The sequence below is a fragment of the Billgrantia antri genome, assembly GCF_019430905.1.
Lineage (GTDB): Bacteria > Pseudomonadota > Gammaproteobacteria > Pseudomonadales > Halomonadaceae > Halomonas > Halomonas antri.
On sequence record NZ_JAHYCA010000002.1, the window covers coordinates 597613 to 616342 of the forward strand.

The 18730-nt window shown below is 65.7% G+C and carries 19 protein-coding genes; 12 read left to right on the forward strand and 7 right to left on the reverse strand.

Annotation, left to right across the window (positions count from 1 at the left end):
* Positions 1-92: 92 nt before the first annotated feature.
* Positions 93-764 carry an N-acetylmuramate alpha-1-phosphate uridylyltransferase MurU gene (gene murU, locus KPL81_RS07240; RefSeq protein ID WP_219791241.1) on the reverse strand — a complete coding sequence of 224 codons (672 nt, stop codon included), beginning with the start codon at positions 762-764 and terminating at the stop codon, positions 93-95.
* Entirely contained in the window at positions 761-1801 is a 1041-nt protein-coding gene (locus KPL81_RS07245) for an aminoglycoside phosphotransferase family protein (RefSeq protein WP_219791242.1), read from the reverse strand. Before KPL81_RS07245 ends, murU begins: the two co-directional genes overlap by 4 nt.
* A gap of 139 nt (positions 1802-1940) precedes the next feature.
* Here KPL81_RS07245 and KPL81_RS07250 point away from each other — a divergent pair, with 139 nt between their 5' ends.
* The 8 genes from KPL81_RS07250 to KPL81_RS07285 all read left to right on the forward strand — a co-directional run bounded on the left by KPL81_RS07250 (position 1941) and on the right by KPL81_RS07285 (position 9782).
* Entirely contained in the window at positions 1941-4373 is a 2433-nt protein-coding gene (locus tag KPL81_RS07250) for an LPS-assembly protein LptD (RefSeq protein WP_219791243.1), read from the forward strand.
* A 49-nt stretch (positions 4374-4422) separates the two neighbouring features.
* Positions 4423-5097: a SurA N-terminal domain-containing protein gene (locus tag KPL81_RS07255; protein ID WP_219791244.1), complete on the forward strand. Its 675-nt coding sequence runs from the start codon at positions 4423-4425 to the stop codon at positions 5095-5097.
* 5 nt (positions 5098-5102) lie between these two features.
* The gene (gene pdxA / locus KPL81_RS07260) at positions 5103-6158 is read left to right on the forward strand and encodes a 4-hydroxythreonine-4-phosphate dehydrogenase PdxA (RefSeq protein WP_219791245.1); all 1056 of its coding nucleotides are present in this window, start codon (positions 5103-5105) and stop codon (positions 6156-6158) included.
* A gap of 25 nt (positions 6159-6183) precedes the next feature.
* On the forward strand, positions 6184-6996 hold the full coding sequence (rsmA, locus tag KPL81_RS07265; protein ID WP_209476690.1) for a 16S rRNA (adenine(1518)-N(6)/adenine(1519)-N(6))-dimethyltransferase RsmA: 813 nt from the start codon (positions 6184-6186) through the stop codon (positions 6994-6996).
* On the forward strand, positions 6993-7391 hold the full coding sequence (apaG, locus tag KPL81_RS07270) for a Co2+/Mg2+ efflux protein ApaG (RefSeq protein ID WP_209476691.1): 399 nt from the start codon (positions 6993-6995) through the stop codon (positions 7389-7391). Before rsmA ends, apaG begins: the two co-directional genes overlap by 4 nt.
* Before the next feature lie 61 nt (positions 7392-7452).
* Positions 7453-8280 (forward strand): symmetrical bis(5'-nucleosyl)-tetraphosphatase, encoded by an 828-nt coding sequence (locus KPL81_RS07275; protein WP_219791246.1) that lies wholly within the window; start codon positions 7453-7455, stop codon positions 8278-8280.
* A 27-nt stretch (positions 8281-8307) separates the two neighbouring features.
* Positions 8308-8646, forward strand: a complete 339-nt coding sequence (gene glpE / locus KPL81_RS07280) for a thiosulfate sulfurtransferase GlpE (protein WP_240549089.1) — start codon at positions 8308-8310, stop codon at positions 8644-8646.
* The gene (locus KPL81_RS07285) at positions 8643-9782 is read left to right on the forward strand and encodes a tRNA nucleotidyltransferase/poly(A) polymerase-related protein (RefSeq protein ID WP_219791247.1); all 1140 of its coding nucleotides are present in this window, start codon (positions 8643-8645) and stop codon (positions 9780-9782) included. Before glpE ends, KPL81_RS07285 begins: the two co-directional genes overlap by 4 nt.
* Positions 9783-9806: 24 nt before the next feature.
* Here the strand turns inward: KPL81_RS07285 and folK are convergent, their stop codons facing one another.
* Positions 9807-10316: a 2-amino-4-hydroxy-6-hydroxymethyldihydropteridine diphosphokinase gene (folK, locus tag KPL81_RS07290; RefSeq protein WP_209476697.1), complete on the reverse strand. Its 510-nt coding sequence runs from the start codon at positions 10314-10316 to the stop codon at positions 9807-9809.
* Positions 10313-10675 (reverse strand): dihydroneopterin aldolase, encoded by a 363-nt coding sequence (folB, locus tag KPL81_RS07295; RefSeq protein ID WP_219791248.1) that lies wholly within the window; start codon positions 10673-10675, stop codon positions 10313-10315. Before folB ends, folK begins: the two co-directional genes overlap by 4 nt.
* Positions 10676-10803: 128 nt before the next feature.
* Between folB and plsY the strand changes: the two genes are divergently transcribed.
* The gene (gene plsY, locus KPL81_RS07300; protein ID WP_422674109.1) at positions 10804-11394 is read left to right on the forward strand and encodes a glycerol-3-phosphate 1-O-acyltransferase PlsY; all 591 of its coding nucleotides are present in this window, start codon (positions 10804-10806) and stop codon (positions 11392-11394) included.
* On the opposite strand, the gene tsaD is transcribed toward plsY, so the two are convergent.
* A complete protein-coding gene (gene tsaD, locus KPL81_RS07305; RefSeq protein WP_219791249.1) occupies positions 11391-12428 on the reverse strand; it encodes a tRNA (adenosine(37)-N6)-threonylcarbamoyltransferase complex transferase subunit TsaD in 1038 nt (345 codons plus the stop codon). The two genes, plsY and tsaD, sit on opposite strands and share 4 nt — an antisense overlap.
* Before the next feature lie 191 nt (positions 12429-12619).
* Here tsaD and rpsU point away from each other — a divergent pair, with 191 nt between their 5' ends.
* The 3 genes from rpsU to rpoD all read left to right on the forward strand — a co-directional run bounded on the left by rpsU (position 12620) and on the right by rpoD (position 16905).
* The gene (gene rpsU, locus KPL81_RS07310; protein ID WP_010629611.1) at positions 12620-12835 is read left to right on the forward strand and encodes a 30S ribosomal protein S21; all 216 of its coding nucleotides are present in this window, start codon (positions 12620-12622) and stop codon (positions 12833-12835) included.
* Positions 12836-12977: 142 nt separating this feature from the next.
* The gene (gene dnaG, locus KPL81_RS07315; protein WP_219791250.1) at positions 12978-14801 is read left to right on the forward strand and encodes a DNA primase; all 1824 of its coding nucleotides are present in this window, start codon (positions 12978-12980) and stop codon (positions 14799-14801) included.
* Positions 14802-15048: 247 nt separating this feature from the next.
* Positions 15049-16905 carry an RNA polymerase sigma factor RpoD gene (gene rpoD / locus KPL81_RS07320; protein ID WP_219791251.1) on the forward strand — a complete coding sequence of 619 codons (1857 nt, stop codon included), beginning with the start codon at positions 15049-15051 and terminating at the stop codon, positions 16903-16905.
* A gap of 99 nt (positions 16906-17004) precedes the next feature.
* On the opposite strand, the gene KPL81_RS07325 is transcribed toward rpoD, so the two are convergent.
* The gene (locus tag KPL81_RS07325; protein WP_240549090.1) at positions 17005-17667 is read right to left on the reverse strand and encodes a hypothetical protein; all 663 of its coding nucleotides are present in this window, start codon (positions 17665-17667) and stop codon (positions 17005-17007) included.
* 53 nt (positions 17668-17720) lie between these two features.
* Entirely contained in the window at positions 17721-18659 is a 939-nt protein-coding gene (locus KPL81_RS07330) for a LysR substrate-binding domain-containing protein (protein ID WP_209476702.1), read from the reverse strand.
* Positions 18660-18730 lie beyond the last annotated feature (71 nt).

Genomic DNA, 18730 nt, shown 5'->3' on the forward strand with positions numbered 1-18730 from the left:
GTCTATCGGGCCACTTGACGCAGGCTTTCATGAGCAGGGTTTCGTTATCGATGCGTTCATGTTGGGCAGCTTAACATTGAGCCACCTCGGGCTCAGCCCCGGCGTTGGAGCAGCGCCCGGTCGAGCTCGGCCAGTCGCTCGGGCGTGCCCACGTCGATCCAGCCGCCGCGGTAATGCGTGCCGCCGACGCGGCCGGCGCGCATCGCGTCGCGCAGCAGCGGGGCCAGAGGAAACTCGCCGGGCGGTTGGCCGGCCACCAGGGCGGGGTCGAGCAGGCTGACACCAGCGAAGGTCAGACGCGGCTCGCCCAACGCATGCACCCGGCCGGTGGCGTCGAGGTGGAAATCTCCCAGGGGATGGTGGCCGGGGTTGTCGACCAGCACCAGGTGGGCCAGGTCCTCGCCCAGCGGTGGCAGAGTGCGGAGATCGAGTTCGCACCAGACGTCGCCGTTGATCAGCAGGAAAGGCGCGCCGCCCAGCTGCGGCAGCGCCTGGCGGATGCCTCCTCCAGTCTCCAGCGGGGCTGTCTCGCGGCTCCAGTCAATGCGGACGCCGTAGGCACTGCCGTCGCCAAGTGCCTCGACGATCTGTTCGGCGCGATAGCTGACGTTGATCACCACGTCGGAAATGCCCGCAGCGGCAAGGCGCTCCAGGTGGTGTACGATCAGCGGCTTGCCGGCTGCCGGCAACAGCGGCTTGGGGCAGTGGTCGGTCAATGGCCGCATGCGCTTGCCGAGACCGGCGGCGAGGATCATGGCCTTCATGTCGTCTCCGAATCGGCGTGACCTGCCAGGCGTCTCTCCAAGGCGGGGCGGAAGGTATCGGCGAGCCAGGCATTGAAAGCCGCGTGTTCGGGCAGCGCCATGAGGCTCTCCTCGAGGTGAGCGAGGAAATGCGGCAGACGCTCGAGGTAGCCGCTACGGCCGTCGCGCAGGGTGAGGCGACAAAAGATGCCAAGCACCTTGAGCGCGCGCTGGGCGGCCATGGCCTGCGCCTGGCGCTGGAAGGCCTCGCTCGTGGTGGCCCCGGACAGCCGGCCATCGGCGATTGCTTGCTGGCGGAACGCCTCGATCCAGTTGGCGACGCGAGCGGCCGGAAAACGGCAGTAGCGGCCGCGCAGCAGCGAGATCAGGTCGTAGCTGATCGGGCCGGCCACGGCATCCTGGAAGTCGATCAGGTAAAGCCGTTCGTCGAGCACCATCAGGTTCATGGCGTCGAAGTCGCGGTGCACGGTGACCACCGGCTGGGCCAGGGCGGAGTCGATCAGTGCCTGGCGCAGTCCGGTCCAACCGGGCGGGGGGGGCAGACCGAGCCAGCTTTCGAGACACCACTCGGGAAAGAGGTCCAGCTCGCGACCGAGCAGGGCCGCGTCGTAGGTCGGCAATTCGTCGGGACCAGCGCGATTCTGCAGTGCATGGATCAGTTCGATGGCGCGATCGTGCCAGGCCAGAGTGTCGGCGGCGTCGCTGCCGGCGAAGCGGTGCTGCAGCGGGGTGTCCCCCAGGTCGTCGAGTTCGAGAAAACCGGCCTCGAGGTCCACCGCGTGCAGGGCGGGTACCGGCAGCCCGCCGGCGCGCCAGCGCTGGGCGATCTCGACGAAGGGACGGCTATCCTCCTGGGCGGGAGGCGCGTCCATCAGCATGCGCGTACCGCCGTCGGGCAGGCGCAGGCGAAAGTAGCGCCGAAAGCTGGCGTCACCTGCGGCCAAGTGCAGGTCTAGCGCTGCGACAGACAGGCGGTGGCGAGCAGCTGCCCAACGGCGCAGGGCGTCCAATCGCGTCGAGGTGTCGGCCGTGGTCATGCTGGCTCCTTCAGTTGTGCCGGGTGCTGGCTGTTGACGCTCGTGGGGCGCCGCCGCATGCTGAGCGGTCAGTCGCCTACGACAGGCTGGGTGCGGTCTGTATAATACCGATTCTCTTCGCCAAGGACATCGAGGGACCATGGGCAAGCGACATGCAGGCGCGGCATTGGCCGGCTTGATTACATCCGGCCTGACGTTCGGCGCGTCACAGACGATGGCGCTCGAACCGCTGCCGGCCTGGCAGCTCGACTGGCACCCTTGGGCCGAAGACCGTCCCGCCGAAGCACTGTGCCGCGGCACTTACGTGATGCCGGTCTACCGCCTGCCCGCCACCGATGAGCCCGGGCAGGTTCGTTCCGAGTCCGACAGCGCCTACTACGGCGATGAGGGAGAGACCATTCTCGGTGGCGAGGTGATACTGCGCCGCGGCGACAGCCAACTCGAGTCACCGCGGGTGAGTGTCCCCCCCGAACGCGACTGGGCCTACGCTAAAGGCCCCCTGGCCCTGCGCGATATCAACCTGCTGGTGCGCGGTGAAGCCGGCGAGGTGTCGCTGAACAGCGATGCCGCCAGCATCGACACGGCCCACTTCGTGGTGCATGACCAGCATCTGCGCGGCGATGCGCTGCAGTTGGAGCGGCTCGAGGACGGGCGTTTCCGGCTCACCTCGGCGAGTTTCACCACCTGCGACCCCGGCAGCAATCTGTGGCAACTGGTCACCAGTGACCTGGTGCTCGACCGCGAGAGCGGCTTCGGCACCGCGCGTCATGCCCGCCTCAAGATGGGCAACGTCCCGGTGTTCTACTGGCCATGGGTGCGCTTCCCCATCGACGATCGTCGGCATACCGGCTTCCTGTGGCCCGTGCTGGGCTTCTCCAGCGACAGTCTCGACTACGCCCAGCCGTTCTACTGGAACATCGCACCCAATCAGGACGCTACCATCACGCCGCGCTGGATCAGCGATCGAGGGCTGCTGCTTGCCGGTGAGTATCGCTACCTGTTTCCCAGCGATGCCGGGCAGATAGAGGGTGCCTATCTCACCAGCGACGGCGGTGGTTCCGGCGGCTCGGGCTCGCGCTACGAGGGCGAGGATCGATGGTACGTCGACTACCTCCATCGCGGTCGCTTCGACGCGCGCACGAGCTACGACCTGCGCTACGGTGCGGCCAGCGATGGACGTTACTTCGACGATTTCGGCAGCCCCTTCGGTAACGGCCCCAACAACATGCAGCGCCTGGCGCGGCTCGACTATCGCGGCGACCTGTGGCACCTCGAGGCACGCGCCCAAGGCTTCCAGAAGCTGGAAGATCCGCTGCGCGATCGCGACAAGCCCTTCTATCGCCTGCCCAGCCTGAATGCCAATGCGCGCTGGACGCAACCGGGCGGGTGGTACCAGCAGTGGCGCTCCAATGCGACCTACTTCTGGCGCGACGTGGACCGCAACCAGGTCCCGCTACGCGAAGCGGCCATTGGTACGCGCCTGCACCTCTCGCCCGTCACCGGCTGGCGCTTCGACGAGACATGGGGACACCTGGAGCCGCGGGTCGAGTGGCTCTACACCGCCTATGACCTCGACTACGGTGAGCGCCAGACGGAGCGCGACACCTCGCTGCAGCGCGCGGTCCCGGTCGCTTCGGTGGATGGCGGTCTGATCTTCGAGCGCGAGCTCGAACTCGGCGGGCGCGAGTACCGCCAGACCCTCGAACCGCGGATCAACTACGCCTACGTGCCGGCTCGTGACCAGAGCGAGTTCCCCGATTTCGATACCGGTGAGCGTGCCTTCTCCTGGAACCAGCTGTGGTCGCCGTATCGTTTCTCGGGCGCCGACCGAGTGGGAGACCTCAACCGTGTCTCGCTGGGTGTCGACACGCGGTTACTGGAAGATGCACGTGGCCGCGAACGGCTGGCATTCGGGGTGGGGCAGGCATTCTATTTCGACGACCGATATATCGATATGGAGGGCGATGCCGATACGCTACCACGCCCACCGGAAGAGGGGGGCAACTTCGAGCGCTGGTACAACGCCACTCGCGACCGCTCATCTCTTGTGACACGGCTCGACTGGCAAATCAGCGACACCTGGAGCAGCCGTTGGCAGTGGATCTACGACGACAAGCAACAGCGTACCGAGCGTACCTCCCTTGACTTGAGCTACCGCAGCCAGGCCGGACATGTATTGAACCTTGGTTACCGCTGGGAACTCCAAGGGTTCGATCCGTCGGTAGAGCCGGACGACGACGAGTTTCGTGATTACAATCGTGAAGAGTTCGATTTATCCATTGCCTGGCGGCTCTCGCCGCGGGTGGATCTGATTGGCCGTGCGGTCTACGACTCCACCAATGAGCGCATGCTCGATCAAGTGGCGGGTGTTCAGTGGAACGACTGTTGTTATGGTCTACAACTCGTCTGGCGTGAGTGGGTCGACGATAACGACACCGCCAGAGTGGCGGACGATACCGATGAAAGTGGCATCTTCCTGCGCTTCGTGTTCAAGGGACTGGGCGGCGTCGGCGGCCATGCCGGCGATTACTTCGAGCGTGCCGTCCCGGGCTACCGCACCACGGCTTTCTGACGGGATCGGGACGCCACACCAGAGAGACAACATGAGAGGAAAGAGAGACATGCGGATACCGCCTATAGCCACTCTGGGAGCCCTGGGGCTGGTCTTGTGCCTTGGTGCCGTGCCGCTGACGGCACTGGCCCAAGAGCAGAACCAGAACTTCCAGCCGGTGCAGCGGCAGTCGCTGGACCGCATCGTGGCCGTGGTGAACGAGCAGGCCATCATGCAAAGCCAGTTGGAGGAACGCATGGAGCAGGCGCGCAGCCAGATCGCCGCCCAGGGACAGGGACTACCGCCCGAAGGGGTACTGCGGGAGCACGTGCTCGAGCAGGTGATTCTCGAGGAGATCCAACTGCAGATGGCGGCGGATGCTGGTCTCAGCGTTGACGATACCGCCCTCAATCGCCAGATTCGCGAGATCGCCGAGAGCAACGGCATGACCCTCGACCAGTTCGCCGATGCGCTGGAGGCCGATGGGTTGAACATGGCGAGCGTACGCGAGGAGATCCGCCGTGAGATGCTGCTGCGCGAACTGCACCAGCGCCAGGTGGGTGGCCGCGTCAATGTCAGCAATCGCGAGGTGGAGCGCTTCATCGAGCAGCAGGGCGGCAACGTCAGCCCCGAGCAGGCGCGCCAGATGGTGTTTCAGCGCAAGGCCAACGAGGCGCTGGACGCCTGGCTTCAGGAGATCCGTGCCGAGGCCTTCGTCGACAACCGGCTCACCAGCGGCAGCTGAGCACCATGCCCCCCACCGCCCCCGTATTGGCCGTGACCTGCGGCGAGCCCGCCGGTATCGGTCCCGAGCTGATGCTGCAGCTGGCGCTGGGCGAGCCGCCGCCCGCCAGGGTGGTGGCAGTGGGCGACCCGACGCTGCTGGCCGAACGGGCCGAACGGCTCGGCCTCGAGGTCGGCCTGCTCGAACTGCAGCCGGGCGAGCCGGTACCGGCAGTGCGTCCCGGCGTGTTGCCGGTGTGGCCGGTAGCGCTGCGCGAGCCGAGCCGGCCGGGCCGGCTCGACGTAGCCAACGCCGGCTACGTGCTCGAGACCCTCGATGTGGCGATCGCGGCCTGTCGCCAAGGGCAGGCGGATGCCATGGTCACCGCGCCGCTGCACAAGGGAGTGATCCTCGATGCCGGCCACGTCGGCTTTCGCGGTCACACCGAATATCTGCGCGACGCTTGCGGTGTCGACGAGGTCGTCATGATGTTGGCGACCGACTCCGCCCTGCATGCCGCGCAGCCCGGCTGGCAGGGCGGTGCTGCACTGCGCGTGGCCCTGGCGACCACGCATCTGCCTTTGCGGGAGGTGGCCGACGCGATCAGCGCCACCAGCCTGGAGCGTATCCTGCGCATCCTGCACGCGGACCTGATCCGCTGGTTCGGGGTGGCGGCGCCGCGCATCGCCGTGTGTGGCCTCAATCCGCACGCCGGCGAGGGGGGGCACCTGGGGCGCGAGGAGATCGAGGTGATCGCGCCTTGCCTCGAGCGCCTGCGCAAGCAAGGTTTCGTGCTTGACGGACCGCTGCCGGCCGATACCCTGTTCACGCCTCGCCACTTGGCCGGCGTCGATGCCGTGCTGGCGATGTATCACGACCAGGGGCTACCGGTGCTCAAGTACGCCGGCTTCGGCCGGGCCGCCAACATCACCCTGGGACTGCCGATCGTGCGCACTTCGGTGGATCATGGCACGGCGCTGGACCTGGCCGGCCGTGGCCTGGCCGATGCAGGCAGCCTGAGGGTCGCCGCGGCACTGGCCGCCGAGATGGCCTGCCGTGGTTCGGCCGCGGCCACTTCCTGACGAAACGACTGACAAGGATTCTTGCATGGCATCGCGCCCGCCGGTTCATCGCGCTCGCAAGCGCTTCGGCCAGAATTTCCTGCGTGACCCCGGCATCATTTCGCGCATCGTGCGCGCTATCGCGCCGCGCCCCGGCGACCGGCTGGTCGAGATCGGCCCCGGACAGGGCGCCCTGACCGAGCCTCTGCTCGAAGCGACGGGCGGCCACCTCGAAGTGATCGAGCTGGACCGCGACCTGATTCCGGGGCTGCGCGTGCAGTTCTTCAACTACCCGGGCTTCGTCGTGCACGAGGGGGATGCGCTGAAGTTCGATTTTCGCGAGCTGCGCAGCGACGGCGAGCCGCTGCGGGTCGTGGGCAATCTGCCCTACAATATCTCGACGCCGCTGATCGGCCATCTGCTGGAAGCCGGCGATGCCATTGCCGACATGCATTTCATGCTGCAGAAGGAGGTGGTCGATCGCCTGGCCGCCGAGCCGGGCGGCGCCGACTGGGGGCGGCTCTCGGTGATGGCGCAGTACCGCTGTCGCGTCGATTATCTGTTCACGGTGCCGCCGGAGGCGTTCGTGCCTCGCCCCAAGGTCGATTCGGCCATCGTGCGGCTGACTCCCTTTGCCGAGCCGCCATGGCCCGCCAGCGACGAAGCGTTGCTGTTCCGGGTCGTGCGTCAGGCCTTCGCCCAGCGGCGCAAGACCCTGCGCAACAACCTCAAGGGCGTGATCGATGGCGATGCTCTGGCGGCGCTTGACATCGATCCCGCCCGCCGCCCCCAGACGCTCGGGGTGGAGGAGTTCGTTCGCATCGCCAACCACCTGGCCATCGAGGAGGAGGCTCCATGACCCAGGCACCGGACATGCCTCTGGAGCAGCAAGTGCTGGTCGACGTGGAGCCCGACTTTCGCGACGATGAATCCTCTCGCGACGAGTCGCGCTACGTGTTCCGCTATACCGTGACGATCCACAACCATTCCAAGCGCAGCGTCCAGCTGCTGGCGCGACACTGGCGCATCACCCAGGGCAGCGGCAAGGTGCAGGAGGTGCGCGGCAAGGGTGTGGTGGGCCAGCAGCCGCTGATCGGTCCCGGTCAGACCTTCCGCTATACCAGCCGAGCCATCCTCGATGGGCCGGTGGGGGTGATGGAAGGCGCCTATACCTGTGTCGACACCGCCAGCCAGCGTCCCTTCGAGGTGGCCATCGCCCCCTTCCGTCTGGCCGGCCCCAACCAGGTACACTGACGGCAGCGAGGAAGCCTTCGGGCTGGTTGGGAATTCAAACCGTACCGCAAGGGACAGTGCCATGACCGTCTATGCCATCGGGGACCTGCAGGGCTGTCACGCCGAGTTCGTCGAACTGCTGGAGCGGATCGAGTTCGACCCCGCCCGCGACCGGTTGTGGTTGGCGGGCGATCTGGTCAATCGCGGCCCCGAGTCGCTCGCCTGCCTGCGGGAGGTACGCGCGCTGGGCGATGCCGCGCTCAGCGTGCTTGGCAATCACGACCTGCATCTGCTGGCGGTAGCGCGTGGCGGCGCCCGGCTCAATCGCAAGGATACGCTGGATACCATACTCGCTGCCCCCGACCGTGAGGCGCTGCTCGACTGGCTTCAGGCGCGCCCGTTACTGGTGCGCGAGTCTTTTGCGGGGCAGGGAGAGACGCTGATGACCCATGCGGGGCTTTTGCCCGAGTGGTCGGCCGAGCAGGCGGCAAGCCTGGCCGCGGAGGTCGAGGAGCGGCTCGCCAGCGAGCGCAGCGGAGCGTTTCTCGAACGGATGTACGGCAACGAACCCCCCTGTTGGGAGGCGTCGCTCGACGGCATCGATCGACTGCGCGTCATCGTCAACGTACTGACGCGGATGCGTTTCATCGATGCCGACGGCTGTCTGGATTTCAGCGCCAAGGAGGGCCTCGGCAGCGCACCCGATGGCTTCGCTCCCTGGTTTTGCTACCCTCGCCGCGATGACGTGCGGCTGCTGTTCGGCCACTGGGCGGCGCTGGAGGGGCGTGCCGAGGGTGCCATGGTGCGCGCCGAGGCGCTGGATACCGGCTGCGTCTGGGGCGGCAGTCTCACTGCGCTGAACCTCGCTACCGGTGAGCGAATTGGCGTGCCTAGCCGCCAACGCCACTGATCACGATCCGTCATTCGGGAGGCCAAGATGGCGACCCCCATGTTTCAACACCTGTCGATCGAGACTCTTACCGCCTGGATCGACGCCAAGACCGAGCTCACGTTGGTCGATATTCGCGATCCGATGAGCTTCGCCGGCGGCCACATTCCGGGCAGCTTGCACCTCGACAATGACGGTGTCCCGGCACTGCTCGAGTCGACGCCGAGGCAGCCGCCGCTGGTGGTGGTCTGCTACCACGGTCACTCTAGCCAGCAGGCGGCGGCCTGGCTGGCAGGCCAGGGCTTCGCCGACGTCTACAGCCTCGATGGCGGCTTCACCGAGTGGGAGCACCGCCTTCCTGAACGGGTGGAGCGCGGGCATTCATGAAGGCGACACGCGGACGCTGCCTCGAAGGGCTTGAGGTCTACCGCGTGGGAGGTGCCGTGCGCGATGCCCGGCTTGGCTGGCCTACCGTCGATACCGACTGGGTGGTGGTCGGGGCGACGCCCGAGGAGATGCAGCGTCGAGGCTTCCGCCCGGTGGGGCGTGATTTCCCCGTCTTCCTGCACCCCGACACCCATGAGGAGTACGCACTGGCGCGGACCGAGCGTAAGTCGGGCCACGGCTACACGGGCTTCGAGGTGCATGCCAGTCCCGACGTGACGCTGGAGGAGGACCTGGCTCGGCGTGACTTGACCATCAATGCCATGGCCGAAACGCCGGAAGGTGAGCTGGTCGATCCCTACGGCGGCCTGAAGGATCTTCACGCCAGGCAGCTGCGCCATGTCTCTCCGGCCTTCATCGAGGACCCGCTGCGCGTGCTGCGCACCGCTCGCTTCCTGGCGCGCTATGCCCGGCTCGGCTTCACCATCGCCGAGGAGACGCGGGCGCTGATGGTGGAGCTCGCGGCGAGCGGCGAGCTCGACCACCTGGTGGCCGAGCGGGTCTGGACCGAGACCGAGAAGGCGCTGGGTGAAGCGGACCCGGCGGTTTACTTTCGTACCCTGCATGAATGCAATGCGCTGGCGGTTCTGATGCCGGAACTGGTCGAGGAGGCCGCTGCGCTTTCCGAGGCGCTGACGAGGCTTGCGAGACTGCCCGACGACCTGCCCGAGGAGGAGTGCCCCCGCTGGCGCTGGGCACGGCTGGTGGAGCATCTCGACGATGCCCGGCAGGCGACGTTGGCCGAGCGTCTCCGCTTGCCGCGTCGCTATCGTGACCTGGGGCGTCAGGCCGCACTCACCCGACAGTTGCGACACCGGAGCGAACCCGAGGCGGACGACGTCAAGGCCTGGCTGGACGGCATCGACGCCTGGCGGCGGGAGGAGCGGGTGCCCCCCTTGCTTGCGCTGCTGGCGGTGGATGCCCCGGCTCTGGCCGAGCGGCTCGAGCGAGCCTGGCAGGCGGTCTCGCAGGTCGAGCCGCGGGAGCTGGTGGCGGAAGGGTTTCGCGGTGGCGAGCTGGGGCGGGAGCTGGCCCGCCGGCGCCGGGCCATCCTCCTGCAGGATTTCTCGGGCGCGTGATCCTACCATGCAGGTTGCCACCGCCTAACGCGAGAACGTGCGCGGCCAGTCAAACGTGATCGGCCAGAGTCGCTGTTGGTCGTCGTCGAAGGCCGACCACAGTTCGGCGTAGGTTCGCCCGTCCACGGGGTGCGGTGTGTCCGGCAGCAGTTCGGACAGCGGCAGCAGCACGAAGGCATGATGCAAAATCTCGCCGCGTGGCAGCCGGACGCCATCGTGCTCGCCGACGAGATCGCCCACCGTGAGCAGGTCGATGTCCAGCGTGCGCGGGCTGAACTTGGGGGTCCCTTCGCGGCGGCCGTGTTCCCGCTCGATGCGCTTGCACCAGGCCTGCAGCTCCCCGACCGACCAGTCGCTGTCGAACACCGCAACCAAGTTGTAGAAGTTGTGACCATCCTCGAAGCCCACCGGCTCGCTCTCGTAGACGCGAGAGACGGCGAGACCGCGGAAGGTGGCGTCAAGCACGTCCAGGCAGCGCCGTACGTGATGGTCGCGATCGATGTTGCTGCCTATGCTGACGCTGACGCGGGTCATCCGGCGCGCTCCCGACCACGTTCGATGCGTACCCCTACGGCCGCGGCGGCGGGCACGGCACCGGGCTTGCGCAGCGTCAACCGCAGCCAGGGCACGCCAAACTCCTCCATCAGCAGTTGGGCGAGGCGCTCGGCGAACGTCTCGACCAGGGCGACATCGTGCTCGGCGGCGAAGCCGGCGATGCGTTGGCTGATGGCAGCGTAATCGAGGGTCTTTGTCAGGTCATCGTCGGCCGCCGCCGGGCGAATGTCGGTGGCCAGTTCCAGGTCGAGCGTCAGCCGCTGGCGAATGGTGCGCTCCCAGTCATAAACGCCAATCACCGTCTCGATCTCGAGAGATTCGATCAGTATGCGGTCCATGCGCGGCTCCCATCGAAAAAAGGAGGCCCGATTGTACTGAGCGACGTGGAGGAATGACAGTTTGCTGTCCCCGCGGCGTCGCGGCTGGCATCATGCAGCGATAGGCGTGGGTAAGGAGGCGGGACCGGGTGACGGTCGAAGGGTTACTGCTGCTGTTGACGCTGGTGCTGCTGGGCTACGCCAGCGGCTCCTGCTTGGGAGCGCTATGGGTCTGTCGCCTGGCGGGTGTGGGCGATCCTCGCCGAGAAGGCTCGGGCAACCCGGGGTTCTCCAACGTGCTGCGTCTGCATGGTCGCCGACTGGCGGCGGCGACGCTGCTGCTTGACGCGCTGAAAGGCATGCCCGTGCTATGGCTGGCCCTGGGGTTGGACCTGGCGCCATGGGAGCAGGGCGTAGCAGGGCTGGCCGTGCTGCTGGGACACAGTTATCCGCCATGGCATCGTTTTCGCGGCGGCAAGGCGGTGGCCAGCGCCTTCGGCGTGATGCTGGTGCTGACGCCTTGGGTGGCATTGTGCTGTGCGGCGCTGTGGACGCTGCTGGCCTGGCGCGTGCGCACCGCCGCGGTAGCGTCACTGGCCAGCGCCGGCATCGCCCCGCTGGCCAGCCTGTGGTTGGCTCCCGACTACGTGTGGGTCGTGATGGCCTTCACCGCCCTGGTGTTGGTGCGGCACCTGCTCAATATTCACCGGCTGCGGCACGGCGAGGAGCCGGGCATCTAGTCGCCGACAGGGGCCTTTAGGGTTTCCATGGGCCAGCGCGGCACGGCCTTCATCAGGCCGATCTCGTCACGCTCGCCGGCCAACAGGCGTCGGGCGCCGGCAAGCGCGATCATGGCGCCGTTATCGGTGCAGAAGCGACCGCGAGGATAGTAGACCTGTGCGCTGCGCTTCTCGGCCTCATGGCCCAGTCGCTCGCGCAGGCGCGCGTTGGCGCTCACGCCGCCGGCCATGACCAGGCGCTTGAGTCCGGTGTCGTCGAGCGCCCGGCGGCACTTGATCACCAGGGTGTCGACCACGGCCTCCTCGAAGGCCAGGGCGACGTCGGCGCGGGCCTGATCGTCGAGTTCGCCGGCTGCGTCGAGCTGGCGCAGGGTGGTCAGGGTATGAGTCTTGAGCCCGGAGAAGCTGAAGTCGAGTCCCGGGCGGTCGGTCATCGGCCGGGGGAAGCGAAAGCGCCCGGGATTGCCGGTTTCGGCCAGGCGGGCGACCTGCGGCCCGCCGGGATAGGCCAGGCCGAGCATCTTGGCGGCCTTGTCGAAGGCTTCTCCGGCGGCGTCGTCGACTGACTCGCCGAGCAGGCGGTACTGTCCTTGCCCCTGAACTTCCACCAGTTGGGTATGTCCGCCCGACACCAGCAGCGCCACGAAAGGAAAGGCGGGCGGCGCCGCCTCGAGCATGGGCGCCATGAGGTGGCCTTCCATGTGATGGACCCCAAGCACCGGAATATCGAGAGCGCGTGCCATGCCATGGGCGGTGCTGGCGCCGACCATCAGGGCGCCGACCAGACCGGGACCGGCGGTATAGGCGATGGCATCCAGCTCGCCGCGGGTCATGTCGGCCTCGTCGAGTACCTGCTGAATCAGCGGCAGCAGGCGGCGGGTATGGTCGCGGGAGGCGAGTTCCGGCACTACCCCGCCGTACTCGGCATGCATGGCGATCTGGCTGAAGAGCGCGTCGGCCAGCAGGCCGCGGTCAGTGTCGTAGATCGCGACGCCGGTCTCGTCGCAGGAGGTCTCGATGCCAAGGACTCGCATGGTTCAGGCTCGTGCAGCGTGAAAGCCGGCATTTTATCAAATCGGGACGCCTCAATCCCTTTTTCCGCAGCAGGAATTTGCAATGCTTGGTATCGCCGACTAAACTACCGTGCGCTGTACAATTGGGTCGCGTGCCCGGCCAGGGTATGCGTTATGACCGAACTCAAGATTCTAAGGTAGGTGAGTGCTTAATGCCTTCTGTCAAAGTACGTGATAACGAGCCGTTTGACGTCGCGCTGCGTCGCTTCAAGCGTTCCTGTGAAAAAGCCGGCATTCTGTCCGAGGTGCGTCGTCGTGAGCACTACGAGAAGCCGACTGCAGAGCGCAAGCGCAAGGCGGCAGCTGCGGTGAAGCGTCACGCCAAGAAGCTCCAGCGTGAGCGCAAGCGTTTCGAACGGCTCTATTGATCCGTACTAAGGAAGTACCGACGCCTCGGGCATCGGTCCTTCTGGAAGGATGACCAAGCGGCTGCCGTCAGGTGGCCGCTTGTCTTTCGCGACCCGTTCCTCTCTTGTTTCATCCATCCCGCCGGGAGGTGGCGAGACCTGCATGGCCGGCCAGATCCCTCAGCGTTTCATCGATGACCTGCTGGCGCGCGTCGACGTGGTCGAGGTAGTCGGTGAGCGGGTGCAGCTGAAGAAGGCGGGGCGCAACTATTCGGGCCTGTGTCCCTTCCATCAGGAAAAGACGCCCTCCTTCACCGTCAGTGCCGACAAGCAGTTTTACCACTGTTTTGGCTGCGGCGCCCATGGCAATGCCCTGCGCTTCCTGATGGAGTACGACAAGCTGCGCTTTCCCGAGGCGGTGGAGCAGTTGGCTTCACGGCTTGGTCTCGAGGTGCCGCGCGAAGGCGCCGACGATCCGCGTGCTCAGGCGCGGGAACGCAAGCGCCAGGAGGGGGTCAACCTGCTCGAACTCGCGTCCAGTTTCTATCGCGAACGGCTGAGGATGCCCGAAGGGCAGTCGGCACGGGAATATCTGGCCCGGCGCGGTCTCTCCGAGGAGGTGCAGCGCGACTTCGGCATCGGGTATGCCCCGAATGACTGGGAGGCGCTGAAGCGCCACCTGAGCGCTAGGGAGATTGTAGAAGCGGTGCAGGTCGAATACGGCCTGCTGGTGCAGCGTGAGGACAGCGGACGCACCTATGACCGTTTCCGCGACCGGGTGATGTTCCCGATCCGCGACGTGCGTGGACGCACCATCGCCTTTGGCGGTCGGGTGCTCGGGGACGCCAAGCCCAAGTATCTGAACTCGCCCGAGACGCCGGTCTTCCACAAGGGGCGCGAACTCTACGGGCTGTTCGAGGCCAGGCAGGCCAATCCACGGCTGGAGCGGGTGATCATCGTCGAGGGCTACATGGATGTGGTGGCACTGGCGCAGTACGGTATTCGCTATGCCGTTGCCACCCTTGGCACCTCCACCAGTGAGGAGCACCTGTCGCGGCTGTTCCGCATGGTCAACGAAGTGGTGTTCTGCTTCGACGGCGACAAGGCGGGGCGCCAGGCGGCCAGCCGCGCGCTGGAGACGGTGTTACCGCAGATGATCGACGGTCGCGAGGCGCGCTTCCTGTTCCTGCCTGAAGGGGAGGATCCGGATACGCTGGTGCGTCGAGAAGGGCGTGAGGCCTTCGAGGATCGCATCACCTGCGCCAGTCCGCTGTCGGAGTTCCTGTTCGACCAGGCGGCGCGGGGGCGAGACCTGGCGCGAGTCGAGGAGCGTGAGCGTTTCGCCAGCCAGGTGCTCAAGGCGGCCAGTCGCTTGCCGCGAGGCATGCTTCAGACGGTGCTTCTGGGGGAACTCGCACGCCGTACTGGGGTCGACCAATCGCGCTTCGAGGCGCTCCTGGCGCGGGACGAAGGCGTGGCGCCGTCATTGGCGGAGCCGAATGTTGCGCCTGCCGCATCCTCTACCGGGCAGGAGGTGGTGGGTCATGTACCGCCGGCCAAGGGGGCTTCGCTGGGGCTGGTGGCGCGCGTGCTGCAACTCCTGGTGCATGAGCCGGCGTTGGTCGAGCGCTTGCCCGGCGAGGACGACTGGTGTCCCGAGGGAGATGGCGACGCGGCGCTGTGTCGCGAACTGGTTCGGCTATTGCGTGCTGGGCGCTACCGTAGTCCACAGGTGGTGCTGGCGCATTTTCAGGGCAGCGCTCAGGGCGAGCGCCTGGCGTTGCTGGCACGGCGAGAAATGCTCATTCCTCGCGATGCCCGGGCCCAGGAGCTTGATGGCCTGATCGAGCATTTTCGTCGCCACCAGAGGCGGCCGTCATGTCAGGAGCAGATCGATGCGCTTCTGGCGAAGCAGCGCTCGGGGGAACGGCTTTCGCCCGAGGAGCGACAGCGACTCATGACGTTGCTGGCCGAGCTGGGAAGTTGAGATACAAGCGTCAGGACGACGAAGGATGTTGGTGACAGGGTTGAATTCTCTTCTATCACCACCACATAGGGAGCATGGACTGGGCTCCGCGACAGCATAACCGTTTAAACTAACACACCTGAGTGATCGAGCAAATGGGCCGCACTGGCGGGCTCGCGGTGTTTCCCGCTATACTATTGGGCTTCATGAGTTTTCTCCACCCCAGCGCTTCAGGTGCTTCATTCTTCTTCGTCGAGATAGGGTTTCTATGGCTGGAAATGCGCAGCAGCAGTCACGTCTGAAGGAGTTGATCGCGCGTGGCAAGGAACAGGGTTACCTGACCTACGCCGAGGTCAACGACCACCTCCCCGAGGATATTGCCGACCCCGACCAGGTGGAAGACATCATCGGCATGATCAACGACATGGGTATCAGCGTCGTCGAGGAGGCCCCCGATGAAGATACCCTGATGATGTCTGATCATTCCGCCGACGAATCGGCGGCTGAAGAGGCCGTGGCTGCCCTGGCAGCGGTGGAGAGCGACGTAGGCCGTACCACCGACCCCGTGCGCATGTATATGCGCGAGATGGGAACCGTGGAGCTTCTGACCCGCGAGGGGGAGATAGAGATCGCCAAGCGCATCGAGGAGGGTACGCGCGAAGTGATGTCGGCCCTGGCCTGGCTGCCCGGCGCGGTGGATTCGATTCTCGAGGCATATGACGCGACCCAGGATGAAGAAGCCCCCGGCCGTCTCTCCGATCTCTTTTCCGGTTTCATCGACCCTGACGAAGGTATTCCCGGCGTTGCCGAGGCCGAGCTTCCCGAGGAGGAGATCAGCGCTACCGACGACGATGACGACGCCGGTGACGAGGATGATGACGACACCGGTGAGGCGGAGGAGGAGAGTTCCGGCGGTCCGGATCCCGAGGAAGCCAAGGCCCGCTTCGAGCAGATTCGCGAGCAGAACGAGCTGGTGCGCGAGGCGATTGCCAAGCACGGTCGGGGTGGGGCGCAGGCCCAGGCCGAGATGGAGCGTCTGGCCGAACTGTTCTCGCCGATCAAGCTGGTGCCCAAGCACTTCGAGCGTCTGGTCGGTCAGGTGCGCATCAGCGTCGAACAGGTTCGCGCCCAGGAAAAGACGGTGATGCAGCTGTTCGTCAAGAAGGCGAAAGTGCCGCGCAAGAGCTTCATCAAGGCGTTTCCGGGCAACGAGTCGCGCCAGGAGTGGGTTGACGAGTTCATTGCCCAGAATCCCAAGTTCGCCGAGCGCCTGGAGCCCCTGCGTCCCGATATCCAGCGTGCCCAGCGCCGGATCGCCTTCGAGGAGGACATGGTTCAGCTGGCGGTGGCGGAGCTCAAGGAGATCAATCGTCGGCTCTCCATTGGCGAGGCCAAGGCCCGGCGTGCCAAGAAGGAGATGGTCGAGGCCAACCTGCGTCTTGTGATTTCCATCGCCAAGAAGTACACCAACCGCGGGCTGCAATTCCTGGATCTGATCCAGGAGGGCAATATCGGCCTGATGAAGGCGGTGGACAAGTTCGAGTACCGTCGCGGCTACAAGTTCTCGACCTATGCCACCTGGTGGATTCGCCAGGCGATCACTCGCTCGATTGCCGACCAGGCGCGGACCATCCGCATTCCGGTGCACATGATCGAGACCATCAACAAGCTCAATCGCGTGTCGCGCCAGATGCTGCAGGAGATGGGCCGCGAGCCGACGCCGGAAGAGCTGGGCGAGCGTCTCGAGATGCCCGAGGACAAGGTGCGCAAGGTGCTCAAGATCGCCAAGGAGCCGATCTCCATGGAGACGCCCATCGGCGACGATGACGACTCGCATCTGGGCGACTTCATCGAGGACAGCACCATGCAGCTGCCGGTCGACCTGGCCACCGGCGAGGGGCTGATCGAGGCCACGCGCAACGTGCTCGGCGGGCTGACCGCCCGCGAGGCCAAAGTGCTGCGCATGCGCTTCGGCATCGACATGAACACCGACCACACCCTCGAAGAGGTCGGCAAGCAGTTCGATGTTACCCGTGAGCGGATCCGCCAGATCGAAGCCAAGGCGCTGCGCAAGCTGCGCCATCCCAGCCGTTCGGAGCCGCTGCGTTCGTTCCTCGACGAGTGACCAGTCCAGCATACCGGGCATGACAGGACGCCCACCGCCATGGCGGTGGGCGTCCTGCTTTTGGTACGGGCAAAATGAAAGTTTGAGAACACGCTGCCATCAGGGCAGGGAACGGGCCTGCTGCCAGCGCCGGGAGAGCAGGACGAGTTCGATGACGGCAATCAGGATCAGGCTGTAGCCGAGCAGCTCGGTGATCTCCTCTGCGGCCTCCTTGAAGGTGCGCAGATAATGTTCTTCGAGGATAGCCATCCACATCTCGCTGCGCCCATACAGGCGAGAGAATACGTAGGTAACGAGGAAGCCGGCAGCGAAGAGGCCGAACGAGAAACTGTTGCCGTAGGTGACAAACTCGCTCGAGAAGCGCTGGCGCCGCCACAGGACGAGGGTCAGGCAGGGAAGCAGCACAAGAGTGACGAGCAACTGCCAGGCGCCGTCGAAAAGGTGCCGGTCCAGATAGTAATCCTGCTCGCGAATCAGCGAAGCAACGATCAGCGCGAACATCAGCAGCGAGACGGTGGGCAGTTCGCGCCTGGCCGAGGGCGTGCACAGCAGAAGCGCGCTGGCTGCCAGCACGACACTCTGGCACAGCTCGGTGAAGCCCAGCTCGGCAAAGGAACGCCGGGCGGGAAGGTACAGCGCTTCGTAGTAGATGCCTTGCAGAAATGCAGCGATGAGCAGGATATAGAACACGGCCCGCAGGCAGGCCGCAGCAAAGCCGATAGGCGCCGCGGGCGGCGGCGGCAGGGAAGAAGTTCGAGGCATAGAGGTTCCGGTGGGGCAGCACTAACAGAAACACGCAGAGTGTAGCGTCATCGCTACGGGACTGCCATGGGCAGGGATTGGCTGCGTTGCGCTTCCTCCACGATCCAGTCGTGTACCGCCGCCACGCGCCGGTCGTCCAGGGCGCCGCTGGTATGCACGATGCCGTAGCGCTTGCCCGTGGGGATGCGCTGGGGAAAGGGGGCGATCAGGCTGCCTGACTTCAGTTCGTCGGTCAGCAGGGCCTGGCGGGCGATGGCGACCCCCATGCCTGCCACCGCCGCTTCCATTGTCAGCCGATGACGATTGAACGTGTAGCCGCGGCGCACATTGATCGGGGGGGCTTCGATAGCTTCCAGATAGTGCTCCCACTCGGCATAGGAGTGGCCGCCGCGCCAGGCGGTGATGTCGTGCAGCAACGGGTACCAGGCCAGCTCCTCGGGGCGCGACAAGGTGGGGCGGCGACGCATCAAGGACGGGGCGCAAACGGGAAATATCACCTCTTCCATCAGTGGGGTGATGGCAAGGCCGGGGTAGTAGCCGTCGTTGAGGTCTATGGCCAGATCGAATTCGCCTTCGCGCAGCGACAGGCTGCTGTCCTCGGCGATGACCTGCAGCTCGATATCGGGAAAGCGCGCCTGCAGCCGCGGCAGCCTCGGCATCAACCATTTACTGAGAAAAGCCGGCACGCTGCGCAGTCGAATCACGCCGCTCATCACGCCGCTACGCAGACGCTTTACCTCGAGACCGACCGACTGGTAGGCCTCGTCGACCACGGCAGCCAGCCGCTTGCCTTCCTCGGTGAGCTCCAGGCGCCGCGGCAGGCGGCGAAACAGGCGGAAGCCCAGCCGCTCCTCGAGCTGCTTGATCTGCTGGCTCACCGCGCCGGTGGTGACGTGCAATTCCTCCGCCGCGCGCGTGAAGGAGAGATGTCGGGCGCTGACGGCGAAGACTTTCAGCCAGGCATGGGTCTGGGCGTGCAAGAGTCGGCTCATGGTTTAGTTTTGCTATAGCTTCTAGCAGATATTCTCGTTTGCCGAACGGCAGTCTCGCCACCAACATAAGG